Source organism: Ensifer canadensis (genome assembly GCF_017488845.2).
Lineage (GTDB): Bacteria > Pseudomonadota > Alphaproteobacteria > Rhizobiales > Rhizobiaceae > Ensifer > Ensifer canadensis.
This window is the reverse complement of the sequence record NZ_CP083370.1, coordinates 859,048-880,899: the sequence shown is the minus strand read 5'-3', so window position 1 is coordinate 880,899 and position 21,852 is coordinate 859,048. Positions and strand designations below refer to the sequence as shown.

Genomic DNA, 21,852 nt, shown 5'->3' with positions numbered 1-21,852 from the left:
CCGTGGCAGGTATAAAACAAAACGTTTGAGCCGCAGCCATCCCCTTGGATTGGCAGTGGAATAAATGGTCTCGGCGCACCCGCCGGTCAACGGCGTTTTCGCTCGAAGACAGCCAGCATGCGCCCGGCAATAGCGATACAACAAACTGTCAGATGTGCCTTGCGCGAACATAGCCGTCAGGCAGCGCCAATCCCTGAAAAGGGCCGACACGTCCTCCTGCTACATGCTTGTAGCGAGCAATGCGGCAAAAGCAGGATCAACGGGCCAGTGACATGCATCGCCCCGTTGATAATTCGGCAATATCAAACGCCGGTGTAGCGGCGCAGAACCAGCGAAGCGTTCGTGCCGCCGAAGCCGAAGGAATTCGACAGCGCGACGTTGATTTCGCGCTGGCGCGCAACATGCGGTACGAGATCGATCTTGGTCTCGACGGAGGGATTGTCGAGGTTCAGCGTCGGCGGTGCGACGCCGTCGCGAATCGCCAGCGCCGAGAAGATCGCTTCCACAGCGCCGGCGGCGCCCAGCAGGTGGCCGATCGCCGATTTGGTCGACGACATGGAGATCTTCGAGGCATGCTCGCCGACCAGCCGCTCGACGGCGCCAAGCTCGATCGTGTCGGCCATCGTCGATGTGCCATGGGCGTTGATGTAGTCGACGTCTGCCGCCGTCAGGCCGGCGCGCTTCAGCGCCATCTGCATGCAGCGGTAGGCACCGTCGCCATCCTCGGACGGCGCGGTAATGTGGTAAGCATCGCCAGAGAGACCGTAGCCGGCGACTTCAGCATAGATCTTGGCGCCGCGCGCCTTGGCGTGTTCCAGCTCTTCAAGGATCACAATGCCGGCACCCTCGCCCATGACGAAGCCGTCGCGGTCGACATCATAGGGACGCGATGCCTTCTGCGGATCATCATTGTGCTGCGTGGATAGCGCCTTGCAGGCGGCAAAGCCGGCCAAAGAGATACGGCAGATCGGCGATTCGGCGCCACCGGCAACCATGACGTCGGCATCGCCGAGCGCGATCAGGCGGCCTGCGTCGCCGATGGCGTGGGCGCCGGTCGAACAGGCGGTGACCACAGAGTGATTGGGACCACGCAGCTTGTGGCGGATCGAGACCTGACCCGAGGCAAGGTTGATCAGACGGCCGGGAATGAAGAAGGGCGAAATGCGCCGAGGCCCCTTGTCGCGCAGCGTATAGCCGCCTTCGACAATGCCTTCGAGACCGCCGATGCCCGAACCGATCAGGACGCCGGTTGCAATCTGGTCTTCGTCGTTTTCGGGCTTCCAGCCGGCATCGGCCAGCGCCATGTCGGCAGCGGCCATCGCATAGACGATGAAGGGGTCAACCTTGCGTTGCTCCTTCGGCTCCATCCAGTCGTCGGCATTGAAGGTGTTGTTCGAGCCATCGCCGAACGGAATGCGGCACGCGATCTTCGCGGGCAGATCTTCGACTTCGAATTCCGTGACCTTGCGCGCAGCATTGTCGCCCGCGATCAGGCGCGCCCAAGTTGCCTCGGTTCCGCAACCCAAGGGAGATACCATGCCGGTACCGGTGATAACGACACGTCTCATAGTCCGCGACCCACCCTGACTGTTCAATTTCAGAGCCGGATCGGACCACGCGTGACGAACCCGATCCGTGCATCCATTTTAAGTTCTTGTAGCAACGATCAGAGGGAAATGCGGGACCGCTTTGCTGATCGAAAACCCGCGCCCAGCGCGAGACAGCCCACTTCCCCTGGGCTGATTACGGGCCGCTGAACGCGGCCCGCCAATGGCTTGATCGCAAAAGATCAGGCCTGAGCTTTTTCGATGAACTTGACGGCGTCGCCGACAGTCAGGATCGAATCCGCGGCATCATCCGGGATTTCGACGCCGAATTCTTCTTCGAATGCCATGACCAGTTCGACGGTGTCGAGCGAGTCCGCGCCGAGGTCATCGATAAAGCTTGCGCCTTCGCTGACCTTTTCGGCGTCGACGCCAAGATGATCAATAACAATTTTCTTTACGCGTTCTGCGATATCGCTCATGTCGGAGTTCCTCGACCTTCGTTTCTCTGGGCGCCTTTCTGGCACCGGTACTCTCAATAAGCCTGATAGACCAAGACGGTCCAACGGGCAATCCATCCAACCAGAACCGCGGCAAACCCAAGGCAGCCAAGGCTGCCGGACACCTGGCGGGGCCGGTCGACTGCTAACAGTCATGGCCCGATTAACACGGTTTAAGTCTGCCGCAAAGTGCGAAAATGCCTGACAATCGCTTGCTCAACATTGAATTTCAGGCATTTGGCCGGTGGTGTGCCGGAGCATTGCAGGCCAAGATCACGCCCGTTTCGCGTGCGTGGCATGCAGGCCCCGGACACCTCGTCAGATCATTGCCATGCCGCCGTTGACGTGTATGGTCTGGCCGGTGACATAGCCTGCCTCGTTCGAAGCGAGATAAACGACGGCAGATGCAATCTCGGCACCGGTGCCCATGCGCCTCATCGGGATCGCTCCCATGATGCCTTCCTTCTGCTTGTCGTTCAGCTTGCCGGTCATGGCGCTCTCGATGAAGCCGGGCGCAACGCAGTTGACCGTGACATTGCGGGTGGCGATTTCCTGGGCGAGCGACTTCGAAAAGCCGATCATGCCGGCCTTCGAGGCGCAGTAGTTGGCCTGGCCGGGATTGCCGGTGACGCCGACGATCGACGTGATGTTGACGATACGGCCGAAGCGGCGGCGCATCATCGGATGGGTCAGCTCGCGGGTCAGGCGGAACACGGCGGTCAGGTTGACCTCCAGAACATTGTCCCAGTCGTCGTCGCTCATACGAACAAAAAGGCCGTCCTTGGTGATGCCGGCATTGTTGACGAGAATGTCGACGCCGCCCAGTTCAGCCTCGGCCTTTTCGCCGAGCGCCTTGACTTCGGCGCGATCGGAAAGATTGGCCGGGAACAGCTGGACACGCTCGCCGAGTTCGTTGGCAAGCGCCTCGAGCTTTTCGACGCGCGTGCCGTGAAGGCCGACGATTGCGCCCTGAGCGTGCAGCATGCGGGCGATTTCTTCGCCGATACCACCGGATGCACCGGTTACAAGAGCCTTACGGCCGGAAAGATCGAACATCGGATTGATTCCTTATAACTGGAGCACTCAGGCCAGAAGCGCCGAGAGCGCGGTGTCGATATCGGCAGGCGTGTTGACAGTAATACCGGTGACTGACTTGTCGATCCGGCGGGCAAGCCCGGTAAGAACCTTGCCGGAGCCCACTTCATAAAGCGTCGTGACGTTGTTGGCGGCGAACCATTCCACCGTCTCGCGCCAGCGAACCTGGCCGGTGACCTGCTCGACGAGAAGGCGCGCAATCTCTTCGGCGTTGCTGACGGGAGCGGCCAGGACGTTGGCGATAACGGGCACGGACGGATTGTGCTTTTCGACCTTGGCAAGCGCTTCACGCATTGCCTCGGCGGCAGGCGCCATCAGGCTCGAATGGAAGGGCGCAGAGACCGGCAGCATCAGCGCGCGCTTGGCGCCTTTTTCGGATGCAAGTGCCGCAGCCTTTTCGACGGCCGCCTTCTCGCCGGAGATCACCAGCTGACCGCCGCCATTGTCGTTGGCGATCTGGCAGGAGCCGAGAGCAGAAGCTTCGCGGCAGATCGCGTCGACGTCCGCATGCTCAAGACCGATGATGGCCGCCATCGCGCCCTTGCCAACGGGCACGGCCGCCTGCATGGCGTTGCCACGGATGCGCAGCAGGCGCGCGGTGTCGGCGATCGAGAAGGTTCCGGCGGCACAGAGCGCCGAATATTCGCCGAGCGAATGTCCGGCCACGAACGAGACTTTGCTCTTCAGATCGAGGCCTTTGGCTTCGAGCACACGGATCACCGCCATCGATACCGCCATCAGCGCCGGCTGGGCGTTCGCCGTCAGCGTCAGCGTTTCCTCGGGGCCGTTCCACATGATCTCGGAGAGTTTTTCGCCGAGCGCGTCGTCGACCTCGGCAAACACTGCCGCTGCTTCCGGAAACGCGTCCGCCAGATCCTTGCCCATGCCGACAGCCTGGCTGCCCTGGCCCGGAAACGTGAATGCAATACTCATGGGATTGTCCCTTCCCTGGTTTTCCTCTCCATTCACATTCCTGACCGGCGAGTCAAGCGCGCGGGCCCGGCTTTGCGGGCTTCAGCCGGCCTTTTGCCCTTGATCTTCGCCAATCAAGGCGTAAGTTTGCCGCGCATCGCCGCCCTGCCCGATCGACCGTCCCCTGGGCTTGCGGCCTTCACCCAATTCTGCCGCGGGCACCCCTTTCCTCCCGGGTCGAGGCTCGCCTTTCACAAGGACCATCACTGCATGCGTTACAACACGCTTGGCCGGACCGGCATCAAGGTTTCCGAAATCTGCCTGGGCACAATGACCTGGGGCTCTCAGAATTCCGAGGCTGAGGCGCACGAACAACTCGACTATGCGTTCGACAAAGGCGTGAACTTCATCGACACCGCCGAACTCTACCCGACGACCCCGCTTTCCGCCAAAACCTACGGCAATACCGAGCGCATCATCGGCGAGTGGCTGGGCAAGCGCGGCCGCCGTGACGACGTCGTTGTCGCCACCAAGGTCGCTGGCTCCGGCCGCCCCTACATCCGCAACGGCGGCCCGATCACCCCTGAGGGCATCGGCGAGGCGGTCGACGCCAGCCTCAAGCGGCTGAAGACCGAATACATCGATCTCTACCAGATCCACTGGCCGAACCGCGGCCACTACCATTTCCGCAACGCCTGGTCTTATGAGCCCGCCAAGCAGAACAAGGCCCATGTGGCCGCCGACCTGAAGGCTATCCTCGAAAAGCTCGGCGACGTGGTGAAGGCAGGCAAGGTACGCGCGATCGGCCTGTCCAACGACACCGCCTGGGGCACGATGAAGCTGATCGACATGGCGGAGCGGCACGGGCTGCCGCGCGTTGCCTCGATCCAGAACGAATACAATCTTCTCTATAGGGCCTACGACCTCGACCTTGCCGAACTCTCACACCACGAGGACGTCGGGCTGCTCGCCTATTCGCCGCTCGCCGCCGGCCTGTTGACCGGCAAGTATCTTGACGGCGCCAGGCCGACTGGGTCGCGCCTTGCGATCAACGGCGATCTCGGCGGTCGCTTCACGCCACACCAGGAACCGGCCGTCGCCGGCTACGTGGCGCTTGCCCGCGAACACGGGATCGACCCGTCGCAACTGGCGATCGCCTTCTGCCTCGCCCGCCCGTTCATGGCGTCCGTCATCATCGGCGCAACCTCGATGGATCAGTTGAAGACGGATCTCGGCGCTGCCGGAATGACGCTGTCGCAGGATGTCATGAACGGCATTCGTCGCCTGCACCGGCTCTATCCGATGCCGATCTGAGCGCGAAACAGCAGATGGCCGTGCCCCAGACGAAAGCGGAATTGCTGAACGCCATCGAGACCGAATTCGCCAAGCTCGAGCGCGAACTCGATGGCATTCCGCCGGCGGGATTCGCCGAACCATCGCTCGATGGACACGCCAAGGGCACGATGATGAGCGTCGGCGACCTCGTCGCCTACCTCACCGGTTGGGGCGAACTGGTGGTCAAATGGATCGAATGGGACGAGCAAGGTCTGCCGGTCGACTTTCCGGAAACGGGGTACAAGTGGAACGAGCTCGGTCGTCTCGCGCAGAAATTCTACGGCGACTACCGAGCGCTCCCGCCTTCGGAACTCCTGTCTCGCCTCGCGGCCAGCAAGGACGCATTGGTCGCACTGATCGAGGCGCGTGACGATCAGACCCTCTACGGACAGGCGTGGTACGGCAAATGGCCGCTCGGCCGGATGATCCAGTTCAACACGTCCTCGCCCTATGCCAATGCGCGAGGTCGTTTGCGCCAGTGGAAGAAGCTCAAGGGAGCCGCTTAAAGGGCAAAGCGTGGCGAAAAGACCGCGCAAGCCTTGCCTTTCGATGAAATATGCGTATAAGCGCGCTGTTCGAAATGCCCGGTCTTCTGGCTGGTGGCTGAACGGAGGGCCGGCTTCCTCGAGGGGAGCCGTTAGGATTGCAAGTCTTTCCGGCCTCCCGTGTCTCCGCTCTCGACCGTCTCGATACAACACTTTCTTGCCGGCTGCCTGTCAGCCAATAAGAACAGTCGTTGAGGCTTAGCCGCCGATGTCCGGGCTGATTAACGCAAGAAAGGTAAGCCACAATGGCTCTTTATGAACACGTATTCCTGGCCCGCCAGGACATCACGCCGCAGCAGGTCGACGGTCTCGTCGAGCAGTACAAGGGCGTGCTCGAAGCAAACGGCGGCAAGGTCGGTCGCGTCGAGAACTGGGGCCTCAAGTCCCTCACCTACCGCATCAAGAAGAACCGCAAGGCTCACTACGTTCTCATGGACATCGATGCTCCGGCAGCGGCCGTTCATGAAATCGAGCGCCAGATGCGCATCAACGAAGACGTCCTGCGCTACATGACGATTGCCGTCGAGAAGCACGAAGAAGGCCCGTCTGCCATGATGCAGAAGCGCGACCGCGACGACCGTCCGCGCCGCGATGGCGACCGTCCGGAGCGTGGCTTCGGTGACCGTGGTCCGCGTCCGGACCGTGGCGACCGCGAAGACCGCCCGCGTCGTCCGCGCGAAGACCGCGCTTAATCAAGAAGCTTTAGGAGATTAAAGACAATGGCTGAAGTTTCTTCCGCTCCGGTTCGCCGCCCGTTCCACCGTCGCCGCAAGACCTGCCCCTTCTCGGGCGCAAACGCTCCGCGGATCGACTACAAGGACATCCGTCTTCTGCAGCGCTACATTTCCGAGCGCGGCAAGATCGTTCCTTCCCGCATCACGGCCGTTTCCCAGAAGAAGCAGCGCGAACTCGCCCAGGCGATCAAGCGCGCCCGCTTCCTCGGCCTGCTGCCCTACGTCGTTTCGTAAGAACGGCTGACGTTCCGTTGGTCGCCTGACTCAACGGAAACCGACTCTAGGGCAAGGCGCTCCCCTTGGGTGATCGCCTTGCCCTCTCCCTTCCGCGTTGGGCGCGGATCGGAACCCGTGTGGAAACACTCGGAAATCCCATGTTGGGGTTGAGCCTTTGGCCATCCCCTAACTGCACGAAGCAGGACAGCGAACGTGAACAAGTTGAACAAGACATCGCTGCTGACCGGCGTTCTCGCCGGCTTTACCGCTGCCCTTCTGTCGATGGGCGCGAATACGCAGTCGTCGCTTGCGATCGTTCTTTATGCCGCTTCGGCGCTTCCCATTCTCATTGCCGGTCTTGGCTGGGGCAATGCGGCCGCCATCACGGCCATCGTCAGCGCCGGCGCTACTGCCGCCGCTCTGGTCTCGCCCTATTTCGCGCTGCTGATTCTCGTCGTGACGCTCATTCCGGCCGGCTGGCTCAGCCATCTCGCCAATCTGGCGCGCCCGGCCACTGAGCTCGGCGGACCTGATGGCGCGCTTGCCTGGTACCCGCTTTCCGACATTCTCAGCCACCTCGCCGGCCTGGTGACCGCGGGCATGATCATCGTCGGCTTCATCGTCGGATATGATTCTGATGTGTCCGACCGTATGGTCGACATCGTCATTCAGGCGGTGAAGGCGCAGGAACCGCTCTACAACCCCGATGCTGCGGCGATCTCCCAGATCAAGTCGATCTTCACGCTGGCGCTGCCGCTCATCCAGGGCGCCGTCTGGGTGGTGATGCTGTTTTCCGCCTATTATGTCGCCACCCGCATCGTGCAGATGTCGGGCCGGTCGCTGCGCCCCCGCGAAGACATTCCGTCGACGCTGCGCATGCACCGCAATGCGATCTTCATCTTTCTCGGCGGCCTTGTCCTGACCTTCTTGGGTGGCGCGCCTGCCACGATCGGCGCGCTGGTCTGCGGAACCTTCGGTGCAGGCTTCCTGCTCGCCGGCTTCGCATCCTTCCATTTCCGCACGCGCGGCAAGTCCTGGCGGCTTCCCGTGCTGTGGATCGCATACCTGTCGGTGCTCGTGTTCACGATCCCGGCAATCTTCTTCCTCCTCACGGGCCTGACCGATACGCGACGCACCATCGCAGTCACCCCGGTGGAAAAAAACTGACCAACGAAAACTGAACTCTGAAAGGAAACGAACATGCAAGTCATTCTTCTCGAACGTATCGCAAAGCTCGGCCAGATGGGCGAAACCGTAAAGGTTCGCGACGGCTTCGCACGCAACTACCTGCTGCCACTCGGCAAGGCACTGCGCGCCAACGCTGCTAACAAGGCCCGTTTCGAATCCGAGCGTTCGACGCTCGAAGCCCGTAACCTCGAGCGCAAGTCGGAAGCCCAGAAGGTTGCCGAGAACCTCGACGGCAAGTCCTTCATCATCGTCCGTTCCGCTGGCGAAACCGGCCAGCTCTACGGTTCGGTTGCCGCTCGCGACGTCATCGAAGTGCTGGCTGCAGAAGGCTTCAACATCGGCCGCAACCAGGTCGACCTGAACCACCCGATCAAGTCGATCGGCCTGCACAACGTCACGCTGCACCTGCATTCGGAAGTCGAAATCGCGGTTGAAGTCAACGTTGCCCGTTCGGCTGAAGAAGCTGAGCGCCAGTCAAAGGGCGAAAGCCTGACCTCGGCCGACGCCATCTACGGCGTTGACGAAGATGCCCTGAAGCCGGAAGACTTCTTCAACCCGGAAGCCGAATTCGAAGGCGAAGAAGAATAAGCCTTACAGGCCATTCTGAATGCGAAAGCCCGGATCCTTGGACCCGGGCTTTTTCTTTGCTGTCGGCTTGACTTCAGCTGTGGGCAAGCTCGGCCACAGGTGCTGCATCCTTGTCCACACGTACGACGACCGACAGGCCGGGCGACAAGAGATCGGCAAGCGGCTGGCCGGGATCGACGGCGATCCGGACGCCCACGCGCTGGGCGACCTTGGTAAAATTGCCGGTGGCGTTGTCCGGGCGGATGATGCTGAACTCGGAGCCGGCGGCAGGCGCAAAGCGCTCGATGTGCCCGGTCAGCGTGTTCCTTTGCAGCGCATCGACCGAAATGGTCACCGGCTGGCCGGCCTTCATGCCGTCGAGCTGCGTTTCCTTGAAATTCGCAAGCACCCAAACATCATGCGGCACGACGGCGAGCAATTGCGAGCCGGCGGTGACATATTGGCCGAGGCGCGCACCGATCTCGCCGAGCTTTCCGTCACGGGGAGCGACGATCCGGGTGTTTTCCAGATCGATCCGGGCCAGTTCGACGGCGGCCTCGGCGCCGGCAACGGCAGCCTGCAGACCGGCACGGGCGCCAAGCGTGGTGGCCAGTGCTTGGCGCGAAACCTCCAGCCCCGCTTCGGCCTGGTTGACGGCGGCCTGTGCCTGTTCGAACGCTGCGCGCGATTGATCGGCTTCGCTGCGTGTCGAGATGCCCTTCTCCGCCAACGGCCGGATTCGGTCCCAAGATGCGCTCGCTCTGTTGAACGCAGCCTTCGCGCTGTCCAGCTGTGCTGCGCTGGCAGCAATACCGGCCTTGGCCGACAGTTCCTGCTGACGCGAATTGGCATGCGATGCCTTCTGGGCGGCAAGTGTCGCCTCTGACTGGGCCAGTTTCTGGGCGTAGATCCGGTCGTCGATCCTGACGAGCAATTGCCCGGCCTTGACCTCCTCGTAGTCGTGCACCGGCACCTCGGCGACATAACCTGACAGTTGCGGGCTCATGACCGTCAGGTAACCCCTGACATAGGCGTTCTCCGTCATCTCGACGGAACTGGGGAACGGCGGCAGTCGCCAGGCATAGAGAACCAGGGCGAGGCCCGAGAGGCCGGCGAGCAAGACGATGATCGTGGTGGGTGAGCGCAAGGATTTCAGCATGGTCGTCAACTCTGTTCGTCAAGAAGAGAAGGCGGGTGCGGGAGGCGCAAGGCGCGCCGCGATCCGCTTGTAAAGGATATGCACCAGCAGACCGGCCAACGCGCAAAGGGCAATGCCGGACGCCAGCAGAAAGGCATCGTTGTAGGCGAGAATGTTGGCCTCGCGGGTAACCTGCTGCCCCAACAACGCCACGCCCTCGCCGTTCAGCAAGGTCCTGTCGCCGATCACCCGGCCATAGCTTGCGGCCAGCTGGCTGAGGCGCTGGGCGATGAGCGGGTTCGACATCACGATCTGCTCGGCCAGCACATTGGAATGGAACTTCTCCCGCAGGGTGACGAAGCTTCCGAAGGTCGCGGTGCCGATCAGGCCACCGATGCTTTGGGTGAACAGGAAGATGACGATGAAGCTGAGAATGTAGCTCGGCCCCTTCATCAGCGCCGCCTTGAAGCCGCTGGCCATGGCCGGCGGCAGGAACAGAGCGGTTCCGGCGGCGATCATGGCCTGGCTGATATACATCTGCTCGGGTCGTGTCAGATTGGTCGCCTGGCTGTCGATATAGGCACCGCCAGCCAGCAGGCTCAGCGCCAGAACATGCACGAACTCGGCGTGGTCAGGATTCATTAGTGCGGCGCACAAAAGGCCGCCGGCGATCGATGCGCCGAGAATGACCCAATAAAGCGTCGCGACCTGCTCGAACTGCAATCCGAGCAGCTGATAGAAGTTTGCCGCGATCGCCGACTGCTCCGAGGCGACAAGGCGAAAGACCAGCAGCACCGCGGTAAAATGCAGGATCTCCCTGGAGGCGAGCCAGCGAACGTCGATCAACGGCAGTTCACGATTGAGTTCGATCAGCACCACGCTGGTCAGCGCCACGATCGCCACAGCCAGGAGCACACCCAGCCACGGCGCTTCGAACCACCAGTAGAGCCGCCCCATGGTCAGCACGATGGCGATACAGCCGAAGCCGACAGCCACCAGCAGGTAGCTCAGAATATCGGTGCGCTGGATCACTTTGGCGTGCGGCACCGGCGTCAGCGGCAGCAGGTAGATGATCGGCAGCGCCATCAGCGCCAGGGCCATCTCGAGCGTATAGAGCCCATGCCATTGGCCGTATTCGATCAGCTTCGGCGAGATCAGCCGGGTGATCGGTGCCGAAATGGTCGTGCAGGTCAGCGCCAGGGCAAGACCGACCGTCAGCTTGCGCGCCGGCAGGAAGGCCTCCAGCATATAGAGGAAACCGAGCGTCGACATGGGGGCCGCCGCGATGCCACTGATGAAGCGAACGACGATCGCCGACTGCAGATCGGAAACAAAGACGTTCATCAGCGAAACGATAACAAAGCCGACAATGCCGATTTCTGCGAACCGGCGCAGTCCGTATTGCGCCCGGATTTTGACGAGCGCGATCGAGAGAGAGACATTCGGCGCCATGTAGGCTGCCGAAAGCCAGGCGGCCTCGATCGAGGTGGCGGAAAGTGATCCCTGCAGCTGGGTAAGATTGGCGAGCGCCAGATTCATGCCGAGGCCCTGGGTGAGGAACAGTAGCGCCGAGCAGACGACGTAGGTCGCGGACCTGGCAACGCTCATCGGCCGTGGCACGGGCATCGTTGCGGTGGCCGTGACTTGCTGTTGTGCTGGCTCGCCAGAGGGCGCCTCCGCCTCGTCGTCGCCAAGGGCTGTCCTGTTGTCGTTTGCTGCGGGCCTTGCGGCGGCACTCATCGATGTCATTCCTTCGCCAGCGATTGAACGTTATCGGCGATGGTGCGCACGACCTTCAGCACCGCCGCGACCTCGTCTTCACCGACGCCCTGCAGCACTTCTGCCCGGATCTCGTCGGCAAGCTTCAGGATCTCGTCGGCGATGGTGCGCCCAAGTTCGGTCATGTGGATCTGCTTGGCCCTGCGATCCGACACCTCGACCCTGCGCTCGATGAAACCCTGCTTTTCCATTCCGTCCAGCAGGCGCACGATCGTCGGCGTCTCGATATCCAGTTCGTCGGCCAGTTCGCGCTGGTTCAAGCCATCCTTCTTGGTTAGCGCAAACAGCGCCCTCGCCCGAGCCAGGGTCAGGCCACGCTCCTTCACCCTGGCATCGAAGACAGCCCGCAGCTTACGATTGACCATCGACAAGGCGTCGAACAGTTCGCGATTGACGATGGGCTGATACATAGTACCTTTTCCATATTAGTAGCATGCTAATTATTCTGCTCCTATCTAATCCATCCCAAGGCAATTTTCAAGACGGCGTTTTGAGAGGGGGCAAACGGCGCTAGAATTGGCGCAGTCGCCGATTGCAGCGATTCGCGGCGTCAACGTCGTTCTTCATGCGGACTTTATTTTTTGCACTTTCGTGATGTCGGCCTGTGGATCAGTCGAACAACGGGCAAATGCGATGGGCCGCGCCACATGGTCTGCGACTGTGGCACTGCTGCACTTGACCCGCAGAGACGCAGACAGCAAACCGGGTGCACACCAGAAGAGGCAGAGACGAACGACCATGAACGACGCAGCGCGAAAGCTCGCCCCTATCGGCAAGGACCAATCGGACCAGCATTACCGCGAGGCGCCGAACAACCTTGAAGCCGAACAGGCGCTGCTCGGCGCGATCCTCGTCAACAATGATGCGTTCTATCGCGTCTCGGACTTCCTGAAGCCGGTCCACCTGTTCGAACCCCTGCATCGCCGCATCTACGAGGTTGCCGGCGACATCATCCGCATGGGCAAGACCGCCAACCCGGTGACGATCAAGACCTTCCTCAAGGCCGACGAAAAGGTCGGCGACCTGACGGTCGCGCAGTATCTTGCCCGCCTTGCCGCCGGCGCCGTCTCGATCATCAACGCCGAAGACTACGGCCGCGCAATCTACGATTTGGCGCTGCGCCGTTCGCTGATCACCATCGGCGAGGACATGGTCAATATCGCCTTTGACGCACCGCTCGACATGCCGCCGCAGGGCCAGATCGAGGACGCGGAACGGCGCCTGTTCGAGCTCGCCGAAACCGGCCGCTACGACGGCGGTTTCCAGTCCTTCAACGATGCGGTCGCGCTTGCCATCGACATGGCCGGCGCGGCGTTCGAGCGCGACGGCAGCCTGTCGGGTATTTCGACGGGCATCCTGTCGCTCGACGCCCGCATGGGCGGCCTGCAGCGCTCGGACTTGATCGTACTTGCGGGACGTCCCGGCATGGGCAAGACCTCGCTTGCCACCAACATCGCCTACAACATTGCCGCCGCCTACGACCCGGAGGTTCAGGCGGACGGTTCGTTCAAGGCCAAGAACGGCGGCGTCGTCGGCTTCTACTCGCTCGAAATGTCGTCCGAACAGCTGGCAACGCGTATCATCTCCGAGCAGACCGAAGTCTCCTCCTCGAAGATCCGCCGCGGCGACATCTCCGAAGCCGACTTCGAAAAGCTCGTCGCCTGCTCGCAGATGATGCAGAAAGTTCCGCTGTTCATCGACCAGACCGGTGGTATCTCGATCGCCCAGCTCTCCGCCCGTGCGCGCCGCCTCAAGCGCCAGCGCGGCCTCGATTGCCTGGTCGTCGACTATATTCAGCTGATGACCGGCTCGGGCAAATCGAGCGACAACCGCGTGCAGGAAATCACCCAGATCACCACCGGCCTGAAGGCACTCGGCAAGGAGCTGAACGTGCCGATCATCGCGCTGTCGCAGCTCTCCCGTCAGGTGGAAAGCCGCGAAGACAAGCGCCCCCAGCTCTCCGACCTTCGCGAATCGGGCTCGATCGAGCAGGACGCCGACGTCGTGCTCTTCGTGTTCCGTGAGGAATACTACGTGAAGAACCTCGAGCCTCGCGACGAATTCGATCCGAAGTACGACGAGTGGAAGATGAAGATGGAACAGGTGAAGGGCACGGCCGACGTGATCATCGCCAAGCAGCGTCACGGACCGACCGGCACCGTCAAGCTCGCCTTCCAGTCGGAATTCACCCGCTTTACCGATCTGGCCGATCCGTCCTTCACCCAATACGAAGAACACTGAGAAAGTCGGGGGGCGTCTTTACGCCCCCAGCAACATTCTGAAGATCGCCACGGTCACGACGCCGGCCGCGACAGCGGCGAGCAACGGCAACCGCATGGCGACGAGTGCCGTTACCACCGTAGCGATCGTTTCCGCCGGCCCGGTGACCAGCGCCGTCGGCGCGATCACCGCCATCAACACGGCCGGCGGGATCGCCTCCAGGGCCCGCTTCTGCGTTTCTCCGATCGTCACAAACCGAATGAGCACCAGGCCGCCGATGCGGGTGGCAATGGTTGCGATTGCCATGGCGACGATGGCCAGAAGCGTGTTCGGATCGACGGTCATGCGTGCACCTCCTGGCTACGGCCGGCAAGAAGCGCGACCGCAACCCCGGCAGCAGCACCAGCGGCGATGTACCAGACACCCGGCAGAAACTGATGCGTCAGCACCGCGGCAGCGGCGCTTGCGGCAAGCACAACCCCGGTCTCACGGCCTTTCCAGAAACCCATCACCAGCACGATGAAAACCGCGGGAAAGGCGAAGTCGAGCCCCGTCACCTTCGGATCGCCAAGGAAGGCCCCCAGCAACGCGCCGGCAAGGCTTGTCGTCACCCAGACGAAGTAGAACGGCACGGCGATTCCCGCGAACCAGGCGGGCGTCAGCCTGCCCTCTTTCGCGCGCATCTCCGCCATTGCCCATATCTCGTCGGCAAGCAGCAGCATCGAGGCGTATTTCGTCGGGCCTGAGAACCCCTGGAGCTTGGCGCCGAGCGACGCGCTCATCAGCACGTGCCTGACATTGACCAGCAAGGCGGAGAAAGCGAGTGCCGCCCAAGAGGCCGGATGCGTCCAGATGTCCATGGCCACGAATTGCGAGCCGCCGGCAAAAACCAGCGCGCTCATCAATGTCACCTCCGCGCCCGAAAGCCCCTTGCCGGCGGCAACTGCGCCGAAGACGAGCCCAATCGGCATGACCGCCACGATGAGCGGCGCCATCGCCATGGCTCCGGCTCGAAAGTCTGGACCGAATCCCGTGTCGCTCAATGTTCATGCCTCCCGATCGATAACGAACGGAGCACACCTAAACCGGCCCGAGCGGGGCGTATTGAACGAAAGTGATCAACCGGCGCGGAAGGCGCCGGGCGTGACGCCGGTTCGAGCCTTGAAGTGTCGGCTGAAATGCGCCTGATCGGCAAACCCGCACTGATAGGCGGTATCGACCGCCGACCAGCCGTGCCGCAGCAGTGTCTTTGCCGCCCGCACGCGCTTGTCAGTCAGGAAGGCATGCGGTGTGATGTGAAACTGGCGCCGGAAGGCGCGGATCAGATGCGCCCGGCTGAGGCCCGCGACCTTGGCCAGCTCCTCCAGGCCGATATCCTGCGCGTAGTTCTCGGTCAGATAGTCGCGCGCCCGCTGGACCGCGGACTGCTCCTTCGTTTCGACCGGCACGATGATCGTGCTGCCGTGCCGCTCGAACATGGTGGCGAGCACGCCGAACATGCGTTCCTCGGCTTCGAGCGCGCCAGTCGCGTGCTCCAGCGCCTTGTGGGCGTGATAGAAGGAGTGGGCCAGATCCGGATCGCACAGCATGCGCTTGGAAAAGGACGGCGTTCCCTTGAACGGCCGCCCGGTGACATCTTCCAGAATGTTCACCAGCAATTCGGTACTCGGATAGACCATGCGATAGCGGTAACCGCTACCACCTGGGTGACCGTCATGGATCTCGTCTGGATTGATGAGATAGAAGTCGCCGGGCCCCGCTTGCGATCGTTCGCCCCTGATCTTGCTGATCTGCGAGCCGGCCTCGATCGCGCCGATGCTGAAGGTGTCGTGCGCGTGCGGCGCAAATTCGTGCGTAATGAAAGTCGCGGTCAGGCATTCCATGCCATCGAACCGGAGGTCCCGCCAGAATCGGGTCCGCTCCGCGCCTTCCAGCGGCATGACATCGATGGCCTGTTCCTGCGAAATCGTGTGCATGTGGCGATCCTAACGTCCGCCACGACCAGCGTCTTGCATAAAAGTGCTCTTCGCCCTCGCCGCCCAACCGAATGCCGCCATCCGACAGGACGGCATTTGCGGGCAAGCGTGGTTGGCTGTATTGGTCCTTCATCGTCCACGCAGAGTGCCAGGCATGCTCAGTCCAGAATTCCTCTCCGCCTCCAACCGGCTCACGATCGACCTCAACGCATTGGCAGACAACTGGCGCTCGATGAATGCCCGCTCGGGCAAGGCCCGTGCCGCTGCGGTGCTGAAGGCGGATGCCTACGGCCTCGGCATCGACGAGGCGGCGCCAGCGCTTTACGCCGCCGGTGCCCGCGATTTCTTCGTCGCCAATGCGGAAGAAGGTGCTGACCTGCGGCCGCTGGTGCCGGAAGGCCGGATCTACATTCTGGCCGGCATGTGGCCCGGCAATGAGGTGCTGTTCTTCGACAATGATCTCGTGCCGGTGATCAACTCGGAGGAGCAGCTTGCCGTTTTCATGGCGGCGCTGTCCGAGCGCGGCGACCACCCTTGCGTGTTGCATGTCGATACCGGCATGAACCGCCTGGGGCTGTCGGTCGAAGAAGCCGTCGCTCTTGCCAACGATCCGGCCCGCCCGGCGAGCTTCTCGCCGGTCCTGATCATGAGCCACCTCGCCTGCGCCGACGATCCGGGCAACCCGCTCAATAGTTATCAGTTGCAACGCTTCCGCGAAGCCTCTGCTGCATTCGAAGGCGTTGATGCCAGCCTGGCAAACTCCGGCGGCGTGTTCCTGGGCGACGACTACCATTTCAACCTGACGCGCCCGGGCATCGCCGTCTATGGCGGCGAAGCGGTCAATGACGTCGCCAATCCGATGAAGCCGGTCGTGACGGCAGAAGCCCGCATCATTCAGGTACGCAACGTCGCCGCCGGCGGGCACGCAAGCTACGGAGCGTCTGCCCGCTTCAACCGCGACAGCCGCATCGCCACCGTCGCCGTCGGTTATGCCGATGGCTATCACCGCTCCGTCTCGGGCGGTGGCGTGACCTTGCGCCAGGCGACGCCTTCGGGCGCCTTCGGCTTTCTGCACGGCGAGAAGGTGCCGCATGTCGGCCGGGTGACGATGGACCTCAGCCTCTTCGACGTCACCGACCTGCCGGAAAACGCGGTGCGCGCCGGCGACTATATCGAGCTGTTCGGCCGGCATGTCGCACTGGACGACGTGGCGCGCGCCGGCGGCACGATCGGCTATGAGATGCTGACCAGCCTCGGCCATCGCTACGACCGCCACTATATCGGCGCGGTCTGAGCCGGCTTTCGCACCGATACTTTACAGTCCGTCGTCGAAAATCACCTTTTGTTCCGCGTTTCGCGGCATTATGTGAAGGCAAAAGTGATTCTCCGATCACCGGCAGTGCCGCCACAGACGGCACGTCGAAAGTCTCCGCACTGTGAAAGTCGTTGCCGATGGCGAAAGCCCGCACACAATTCGTCTGCCAGAACTGCGGCACCATCCATACCCGCTGGGCCGGTAAGTGCGAGGGCTGCGGCGAATGGAACACGATCATCGAGGACGACCCGACAGCCGGCATCGGCGGCGGCCCGTCCCGCGCGCCGAAGAAGGGGCGCCCGGTTGCGCTCACCACGCTATCGGGTGAAATCGAGGACGCCCCGCGCATCCAGACCGGGATATCCGAGCTCGACCGCGCCACCGGCGGCGGCTTCGTTCGCGGCTCTGCCCTCCTCATCGGCGGCGATCCCGGCATCGGTAAATCGACAGTGCTGATGCAGGCGGCAGCGGCCCTTGCGCGCCAGAAACACCGTGTCATCTATGTCTCGGGTGAAGAGGCCGTGGCCCAGGTGCGCCTTCGCGCCCAACGGCTGGGTGCTGCCGACAGCGACGTGCTGCTGGCAGCTGAAACCAACGTCGAGGACATTCTCGCGACGCTTGCCGAGGGCAAGCGCCCCGATCTCGTCATCATCGACTCGATCCAGACACTCTGGAGCGACATCGTCGATTCGGCGCCCGGCACGGTGACCCAGGTGCGGACCGGCGTGCAGGCGATGATCCGCTTTGCCAAGCAGACGGGAACCGCCGTCGTGCTCGTCGGCCACGTCACCAAGGAAGGCCAGATCGCCGGTCCCCGCGTGGTCGAGCACATGGTCGATGCCGTGCTCTATTTCGAAGGCGACCGCGGCCATCACTACCGCATCTTGAGAACAGTGAAGAACCGCTTCGGGCCGACGGACGAGATCGGCGTCTTCGAGATGTCGGACAAGGGTCTGCGCGAGGTCGCCAATCCATCGGAACTGTTCCTCGGCGAGCGCAACGAAAAATCGCCGGGGGCCGCCGTCTTTGCCGGCATGGAGGGAACACGGCCGATCCTGGTTGAGGTGCAGGCGCTGGTGGCGCCGACCTCGCTCGGCACGCCGCGCCGTGCCATCGTCGGCTGGGACTCCGCCCGCCTCTCGATGATCCTTGCGGTGCTTGAAGCCCATTGCGGCGTGCGGCTCGGGCAGCACGACGTCTACCTCAACATCGCCGGCGGCTACCGAATTTCCGAGCCTGCCGCCGACTTGGCTGTGGCTTCCGCACTGGTTTCGTCGCTTGCCGGGCTTGCCCTTCCGGCTGATTGCGTCTATTTCGGCGAAGTCAGCTTGTCGGGCGCCATCCGGCCGGTTGCGCATACCGCTCAACGCCTCAAGGAAGCCGAGAAGCTCGGTTTCTCGCAGGCTGTTCTGCCAGCTGCCTCGACCGAATTGCCGAAGAACGGCAATGGCCGGTGGAGCGAGTTGGAAAGCCTGCCGGATCTGGTGGCGCGCATCGCGGGATCGCGAAACGCCTTGAGACCGGCAGAGGATGCAGATTGAAGGTGCGGGTGCTGCAAGCGGCTCCACGGGACGCCTTCTGAGCAGGCTCATAACAATGCCCTGAACATCAGGCAGGGCCGACGGCGGATAGGCTTGAGGAGACCCGGACGAACCGGGTTCGGAGTAAGGACAAAATGCCCATTACAATTCTCGACGGTATCGTTCTCGGCGTCGCGCTGTTTTCAGCAATCCTGGCAATGGTCCGAGGCTTCTCACGCGAAGTCCTGTCGGTTGCCAGCTGGGTTGGCGCGGCGGCGGCGGCCTACTTCCTCTACCCGCACCTCCTGCCCTATGCCAAGCAGTATACCAGCAGCGACACGGTCGCGCTGATCGGCTCGGCGGCAGTGATCTTCCTGGTTGCGCTGATCATCATTTCCTTCATCACCATGCGCGTCGCCGATTTCATCATCGACAGCCGCATCGGCGCGCTCGACCGCACGCTGGGCTTTCTCTTCGGCGCCGCGCGCGGCATCCTGCTCGTGGTCGTCGCCATGCTGTTCTTCAACTGGCTGGTCGCTCCGCAGCAGCAGCCGGGTTGGGTCACGCAGGCGAAGTCCAAGCCGCTTCTCGACAATCTCGGCAACAAGCTGATCGCGCTTCTGCCCGAGGAAGCCGACGCCACCATCCTCGACCGCCTGCGCGGCAAGGACACGACCGGCGAAGGCGAAGGCGAGACCCCGGCCGGCACGCCCGGACAGGCACCGTCGGGTTCGCCCGACCAGGCGCCCGTTGACGACGCCCCGGCCACCAACGGCTGAGACATGGAAGAACTGCCGACAAAGCCCGCTGCGCGGGCTTTGTCCTTTTGGGAATAACGCTTGTGTCCGTTTTCAGCTAAGATCGCTTGAAGACGGCGGGCCTGATCACGATATGCGCACCGGCACGGAGCAAAGGCGACTGTGATGACCGATCTGAGATCCACGGAAATCCATGACGAACTCGATGGCGATACCCTGCACGAAGAGTGCGGCGTCTTCGGCATCCTGGGGCACCCGGATGCGGCGGCGCTGACGGCGCTCGGCCTGCATGCGCTCCAGCATCGCGGCCAGGAGGCCGCCGGTATCGTCACCTTCGACGGCAAGCAGTTCTGCACCGAAAAGCGCATGGGTCTCGTCGGCGATCACTACACCGATCCCGCAACGCTCGCGAAGCTCCCGGGCTTCATGTCCATCGGCCACACGCGCTACTCGACGACAGGCGAAGTGGCGCTGCGCAACGTCCAGCCGCTCTTTGCCGAGCTGCATGAAGGCGGCATCGCGATTGCCCATAACGGCAACTTCACCAACGGCCTGACGCTGCGCCGCCAGATCATCTCGGACGGCGCCATCTGTCAGTCGACCTCCGACACCGAAGTTGTCCTCCACCTCATCGCCCGCTCCAAGCACGCTTCGACCACCGACCGCTTCGCCGATGCGATCGCGCAGGTCGAGGGCGGCTACTCGATGCTGGCGCTGACACGCACCAAGCTGATCGCCGCCCGCGACCCGCACGGCATCCGCCCGCTCGTCATGGGCGACCTCGACGGCAAGCCGATCTTCTGCTCGGAAACCTGCGCACTCGACATCATCGGCGCCAAGTTCGTGCGCGACGTGGAGAATGGCGAAATCATCATCTGCGAGATCCAGCCCGACGGCTCGATCTCGATCGATTCGCGCAAGCCGCTGGCTCCGCAACCGGAGCGGCTCTGCCTGTTCGAATACGTCTATTTCGCCCGTCCGGATTCGGTCGTCGGCGGCCGCAACGTCTATGTGGCGCGCAAGAACATGGGCCAGAACCTGGCCAAGGAAGCCCCTGTCGAGGCCGATGTCGTCGTCCCGGTTCCCGATGGCGGTACGCCCGCCGCAATCGGCTACGCACAGCAGAGCGGCATTCCCTTCGAGCTCGGCATCATCCGCAACCATTATGTCGGCCGGACCTTCATCGAGCCGACGCAGCAGATCCGCGCCTTCGGCGTCAAGCTGAAGCACTCGGCGAACCGCGCGATGATCGAGGGCAAGCGCGTCGTGCTCGTCGACGATTCGATCGTTCGCGGCACCACCTCGGTCAAGATCGTGCAGATGATCCGCGATGCCGGTGCACGCGAAGTGCATGTGCGTGTTGCCAGCCCGATGATCTTCCATCCGGACTTCTACGGCATCGACACGCCGGACCGCGACAAGCTGCTCGCCAACCAGCATGCCGACCTTGCGTCCATGTGCCGCTTCATTGGCGCGGACTCGCTCGAGTTCCTGTCGATCGACGGCCTCTACGAGGCTGTGGGCGGCATCAAGCGCGATCTCAAGTCGCCGCAGTTCACCGATCACTATTTCACCGGGGACTATCCGACCCGCCTTCTCGACCAGGAAGGCGCCAGCAATGTCCGCAAACTCTCGGTTCTCGCCAGCAACGGATAATCAGACAATAAAATGACGATCAATTTGAAAGACCGGGTCGCCGTCGTCACCGGCGCATCGCGCGGTATCGGCTATTTCACGGCCCTCGAACTCGCCAAGGCTGGCGCCCACGTCGTCGCCTGCGCCCGCACCGTCGGTGGCCTCGAAGAGCTGGATGACGCGATCAAGGCGGTCGGCGGCTCGGCAACGCTCGTTCCGTTCGATCTCGCCGACATGGCTGCGATCGACAAGCTCGGCGGCGCGATCAACGAGCGCTGGGGCAAACTCGACATCATGGTCGCCAATGCCGGCGTGCTCGGCACCATCTCGCCGATCGGCCATGTCGAGGCCAAGGTGTTCGAGAAGGTGATGAACATCAACGTCAATGCCACCTGGCGCCTGATCCGCACGCTCGAGCCGTTGCTCATCAAGTCCGATGCCGGACGTGCGCTCATTCTCTCCTCTAGCGCTGCCCACAAGTGCAAGCCGTTCTGGGGCCCCTACTCTGCCTCCAAGGCCGCCGTCGAAGCGCTCGCCCGCACATGGGCCGGAGAGACACAGCGACTACCGCTGCGCATCCTCAGCGTCGATCCGGGCGCAACCCGCACCGCGATGCGCGCCCAGGCGATGCCCGGTGAAGATCCGGAGACCGTGCCGCACCCCTCCGAGGTCGCGGCGGAGCTTCTGCCACTGGTCGGCCCGGACCAGACCGAGACCGGCAAGCTTTACATCGTTCGCGAAAAGAAGATCGTCGACTACCGCCTGCCGGAGTGACGTCACCACAAAGCCGAGATCAAAAAGGCCACCGTGTTTCCACGGTGGCCTTTTTATTTTGCGCTGACATTCAGCGTTAATGCGCGCCGCGATCTCTACTG

The 21,852-nt window shown here is 62.6% G+C and carries 22 protein-coding genes; 12 read left to right on the top strand and 10 right to left on the bottom strand.

Annotated elements, in window-relative coordinates; translation table 11 throughout:
• Positions 1 to 302: 302 nt before the first annotated feature.
• The 4 genes from fabF to fabD form a co-directional block, all read right to left on the bottom strand.
• Positions 303 to 1,568, bottom strand: a complete 1,266-nt coding sequence (fabF, locus tag J3R84_RS04290) for a beta-ketoacyl-ACP synthase II (protein ID WP_025426454.1) — start codon at positions 1,566 to 1,568, stop codon at positions 303 to 305.
• A 221-nt stretch (positions 1,569 to 1,789) separates the two neighbouring features.
• Positions 1,790 to 2,026 (bottom strand): acyl carrier protein, encoded by a 237-nt coding sequence (locus J3R84_RS04285; RefSeq protein ID WP_003531676.1) that lies wholly within the window; start codon positions 2,024 to 2,026, stop codon positions 1,790 to 1,792.
• A 336-nt stretch (positions 2,027 to 2,362) separates the two neighbouring features.
• The gene (gene fabG, locus J3R84_RS04280) at positions 2,363 to 3,100 is read right to left on the bottom strand and encodes a 3-oxoacyl-[acyl-carrier-protein] reductase (RefSeq protein WP_057211450.1); all 738 of its coding nucleotides are present in this window, start codon (positions 3,098 to 3,100) and stop codon (positions 2,363 to 2,365) included.
• A gap of 27 nt (positions 3,101 to 3,127) precedes the next feature.
• Positions 3,128 to 4,072, bottom strand: a complete 945-nt coding sequence (gene fabD, locus J3R84_RS04275; protein WP_025426452.1) for an ACP S-malonyltransferase — start codon at positions 4,070 to 4,072, stop codon at positions 3,128 to 3,130.
• A 249-nt stretch (positions 4,073 to 4,321) separates the two neighbouring features.
• On the opposite strand from fabD, the gene J3R84_RS04270 reads away from it, so the two are divergent.
• From J3R84_RS04270 to rplI, 6 genes are all read left to right on the top strand, one after another.
• The gene (locus tag J3R84_RS04270; RefSeq protein ID WP_057211451.1) at positions 4,322 to 5,365 is read left to right on the top strand and encodes an aldo/keto reductase; all 1,044 of its coding nucleotides are present in this window, start codon (positions 4,322 to 4,324) and stop codon (positions 5,363 to 5,365) included.
• A 14-nt stretch (positions 5,366 to 5,379) separates the two neighbouring features.
• Positions 5,380 to 5,892, top strand: a complete 513-nt coding sequence (locus J3R84_RS04265) for a ClbS/DfsB family four-helix bundle protein (RefSeq protein WP_025426450.1) — start codon at positions 5,380 to 5,382, stop codon at positions 5,890 to 5,892.
• Between the two features lie 284 nt (positions 5,893 to 6,176).
• On the top strand, positions 6,177 to 6,623 hold the full coding sequence (gene rpsF, locus J3R84_RS04260; RefSeq protein ID WP_025426449.1) for a 30S ribosomal protein S6: 447 nt from the start codon (positions 6,177 to 6,179) through the stop codon (positions 6,621 to 6,623).
• A 27-nt stretch (positions 6,624 to 6,650) separates the two neighbouring features.
• Positions 6,651 to 6,899 (top strand): 30S ribosomal protein S18, encoded by a 249-nt coding sequence (gene rpsR, locus J3R84_RS04255; protein ID WP_025426448.1) that lies wholly within the window; start codon positions 6,651 to 6,653, stop codon positions 6,897 to 6,899.
• A gap of 264 nt (positions 6,900 to 7,163) precedes the next feature.
• Entirely contained in the window at positions 7,164 to 8,048 is an 885-nt protein-coding gene (locus J3R84_RS04250) for a YybS family protein (protein ID WP_225906189.1), read from the top strand.
• Positions 8,049 to 8,081: 33 nt separating this feature from the next.
• The gene (gene rplI / locus J3R84_RS04245; RefSeq protein WP_025426446.1) at positions 8,082 to 8,657 is read left to right on the top strand and encodes a 50S ribosomal protein L9; all 576 of its coding nucleotides are present in this window, start codon (positions 8,082 to 8,084) and stop codon (positions 8,655 to 8,657) included.
• Between the two features lie 73 nt (positions 8,658 to 8,730).
• On the opposite strand, the gene J3R84_RS04240 is transcribed toward rplI, so the two are convergent.
• The 3 genes from J3R84_RS04240 to J3R84_RS04230 form a co-directional block, all read right to left on the bottom strand.
• Entirely contained in the window at positions 8,731 to 9,795 is a 1,065-nt protein-coding gene (locus J3R84_RS04240) for an HlyD family secretion protein (RefSeq protein WP_025426445.1), read from the bottom strand.
• 18 nt (positions 9,796 to 9,813) lie between these two features.
• A complete protein-coding gene (locus J3R84_RS04235; protein ID WP_038576834.1) occupies positions 9,814 to 11,400 on the bottom strand; it encodes an MFS transporter in 1,587 nt (528 codons plus the stop codon).
• Positions 11,401 to 11,519: 119 nt separating this feature from the next.
• The gene (locus J3R84_RS04230; RefSeq protein ID WP_025426443.1) at positions 11,520 to 11,963 is read right to left on the bottom strand and encodes a MarR family winged helix-turn-helix transcriptional regulator; all 444 of its coding nucleotides are present in this window, start codon (positions 11,961 to 11,963) and stop codon (positions 11,520 to 11,522) included.
• 328 nt (positions 11,964 to 12,291) lie between these two features.
• Here J3R84_RS04230 and J3R84_RS04225 point away from each other — a divergent pair, with 328 nt between their 5' ends.
• Positions 12,292 to 13,794, top strand: coding sequence for a replicative DNA helicase (locus J3R84_RS04225; RefSeq protein ID WP_025426442.1), 1,503 nt, complete (start codon positions 12,292 to 12,294; stop codon positions 13,792 to 13,794).
• An 18-nt stretch (positions 13,795 to 13,812) separates the two neighbouring features.
• Here the strand turns inward: J3R84_RS04225 and J3R84_RS04220 are convergent, their stop codons facing one another.
• The 3 genes from J3R84_RS04220 to J3R84_RS04210 all read right to left on the bottom strand — a co-directional run bounded on the left by J3R84_RS04220 (position 13,813) and on the right by J3R84_RS04210 (position 15,749).
• A complete protein-coding gene (locus tag J3R84_RS04220; protein WP_025426441.1) occupies positions 13,813 to 14,118 on the bottom strand; it encodes an AzlD family protein in 306 nt (101 codons plus the stop codon).
• Positions 14,115 to 14,768 carry an AzlC family ABC transporter permease gene (locus J3R84_RS04215; RefSeq protein WP_051509157.1) on the bottom strand — a complete coding sequence of 218 codons (654 nt, stop codon included), beginning with the start codon at positions 14,766 to 14,768 and terminating at the stop codon, positions 14,115 to 14,117. Before J3R84_RS04215 ends, J3R84_RS04220 begins: the two co-directional genes overlap by 4 nt.
• Before the next feature lie 123 nt (positions 14,769 to 14,891).
• Positions 14,892 to 15,749 carry an AraC family transcriptional regulator gene (locus J3R84_RS04210; protein ID WP_025426439.1) on the bottom strand — a complete coding sequence of 286 codons (858 nt, stop codon included), beginning with the start codon at positions 15,747 to 15,749 and terminating at the stop codon, positions 14,892 to 14,894.
• A 154-nt stretch (positions 15,750 to 15,903) separates the two neighbouring features.
• On the opposite strand from J3R84_RS04210, the gene alr reads away from it, so the two are divergent.
• The 5 genes from alr (at position 15,904) to J3R84_RS04185 (ending at position 21,751) form a co-directional block, all read left to right on the top strand.
• The gene (gene alr / locus J3R84_RS04205) at positions 15,904 to 17,043 is read left to right on the top strand and encodes an alanine racemase (protein WP_025426438.1); all 1,140 of its coding nucleotides are present in this window, start codon (positions 15,904 to 15,906) and stop codon (positions 17,041 to 17,043) included.
• A gap of 158 nt (positions 17,044 to 17,201) precedes the next feature.
• Entirely contained in the window at positions 17,202 to 18,605 is a 1,404-nt protein-coding gene (gene radA / locus J3R84_RS04200) for a DNA repair protein RadA (RefSeq protein ID WP_025426437.1), read from the top strand.
• Between the two features lie 134 nt (positions 18,606 to 18,739).
• Entirely contained in the window at positions 18,740 to 19,363 is a 624-nt protein-coding gene (locus J3R84_RS04195) for a CvpA family protein (RefSeq protein ID WP_025426436.1), read from the top strand.
• Positions 19,364 to 19,507: 144 nt separating this feature from the next.
• Positions 19,508 to 20,998, top strand: coding sequence for an amidophosphoribosyltransferase (gene purF / locus J3R84_RS04190; RefSeq protein WP_025426435.1), 1,491 nt, complete (start codon positions 19,508 to 19,510; stop codon positions 20,996 to 20,998).
• A gap of 12 nt (positions 20,999 to 21,010) precedes the next feature.
• Positions 21,011 to 21,751, top strand: a complete 741-nt coding sequence (locus J3R84_RS04185; RefSeq protein ID WP_025426434.1) for an SDR family NAD(P)-dependent oxidoreductase — start codon at positions 21,011 to 21,013, stop codon at positions 21,749 to 21,751.
• Positions 21,752 to 21,852 lie beyond the last annotated feature (101 nt).

Coding starts and splice junctions, on each gene's coding strand:
- fabF (WP_025426454.1), bottom strand. CDS start 1,568: ATGAGACGTGTCGTTATCACCGGTACCGGCATGGTATCTCCCTTGGGT.
- J3R84_RS04285 (WP_003531676.1), bottom strand. CDS start 2,026: ATGAGCGATATCGCAGAACGCGTAAAGAAAATTGTTATTGATCATCTT.
- fabG (WP_057211450.1), bottom strand. CDS start 3,100: ATGTTCGATCTTTCCGGCCGTAAGGCTCTTGTAACCGGTGCATCCGGT.
- fabD (WP_025426452.1), bottom strand. CDS start 4,072: ATGAGTATTGCATTCACGTTTCCGGGCCAGGGCAGCCAGGCTGTCGGC.
- J3R84_RS04270 (WP_057211451.1), top strand. CDS start 4,322: ATGCGTTACAACACGCTTGGCCGGACCGGCATCAAGGTTTCCGAAATC.
- J3R84_RS04265 (WP_025426450.1), top strand. CDS start 5,380: ATGGCCGTGCCCCAGACGAAAGCGGAATTGCTGAACGCCATCGAGACC.
- rpsF (WP_025426449.1), top strand. CDS start 6,177: ATGGCTCTTTATGAACACGTATTCCTGGCCCGCCAGGACATCACGCCG.
- rpsR (WP_025426448.1), top strand. CDS start 6,651: ATGGCTGAAGTTTCTTCCGCTCCGGTTCGCCGCCCGTTCCACCGTCGC.
- J3R84_RS04250 (WP_225906189.1), top strand. CDS start 7,164: ATGGGCGCGAATACGCAGTCGTCGCTTGCGATCGTTCTTTATGCCGCT.
- rplI (WP_025426446.1), top strand. CDS start 8,082: ATGCAAGTCATTCTTCTCGAACGTATCGCAAAGCTCGGCCAGATGGGC.
- J3R84_RS04240 (WP_025426445.1), bottom strand. CDS start 9,795: ATGCTGAAATCCTTGCGCTCACCCACCACGATCATCGTCTTGCTCGCC.
- J3R84_RS04235 (WP_038576834.1), bottom strand. CDS start 11,400: ATGCCCGTGCCACGGCCGATGAGCGTTGCCAGGTCCGCGACCTACGTC.
- J3R84_RS04230 (WP_025426443.1), bottom strand. CDS start 11,963: ATGTATCAGCCCATCGTCAATCGCGAACTGTTCGACGCCTTGTCGATG.
- J3R84_RS04225 (WP_025426442.1), top strand. CDS start 12,292: ATGAACGACGCAGCGCGAAAGCTCGCCCCTATCGGCAAGGACCAATCG.
- J3R84_RS04220 (WP_025426441.1), bottom strand. CDS start 14,118: ATGACCGTCGATCCGAACACGCTTCTGGCCATCGTCGCCATGGCAATC.
- J3R84_RS04215 (WP_051509157.1), bottom strand. CDS start 14,768: ATGGCGCCGCTCATCGTGGCGGTCATGCCGATTGGGCTCGTCTTCGGC.
- J3R84_RS04210 (WP_025426439.1), bottom strand. CDS start 15,749: ATGCACACGATTTCGCAGGAACAGGCCATCGATGTCATGCCGCTGGAA.
- alr (WP_025426438.1), top strand. CDS start 15,904: ATGCTCAGTCCAGAATTCCTCTCCGCCTCCAACCGGCTCACGATCGAC.
- radA (WP_025426437.1), top strand. CDS start 17,202: ATGGCGAAAGCCCGCACACAATTCGTCTGCCAGAACTGCGGCACCATC.
- J3R84_RS04195 (WP_025426436.1), top strand. CDS start 18,740: ATGCCCATTACAATTCTCGACGGTATCGTTCTCGGCGTCGCGCTGTTT.
- purF (WP_025426435.1), top strand. CDS start 19,508: ATGACCGATCTGAGATCCACGGAAATCCATGACGAACTCGATGGCGAT.
- J3R84_RS04185 (WP_025426434.1), top strand. CDS start 21,011: ATGACGATCAATTTGAAAGACCGGGTCGCCGTCGTCACCGGCGCATCG.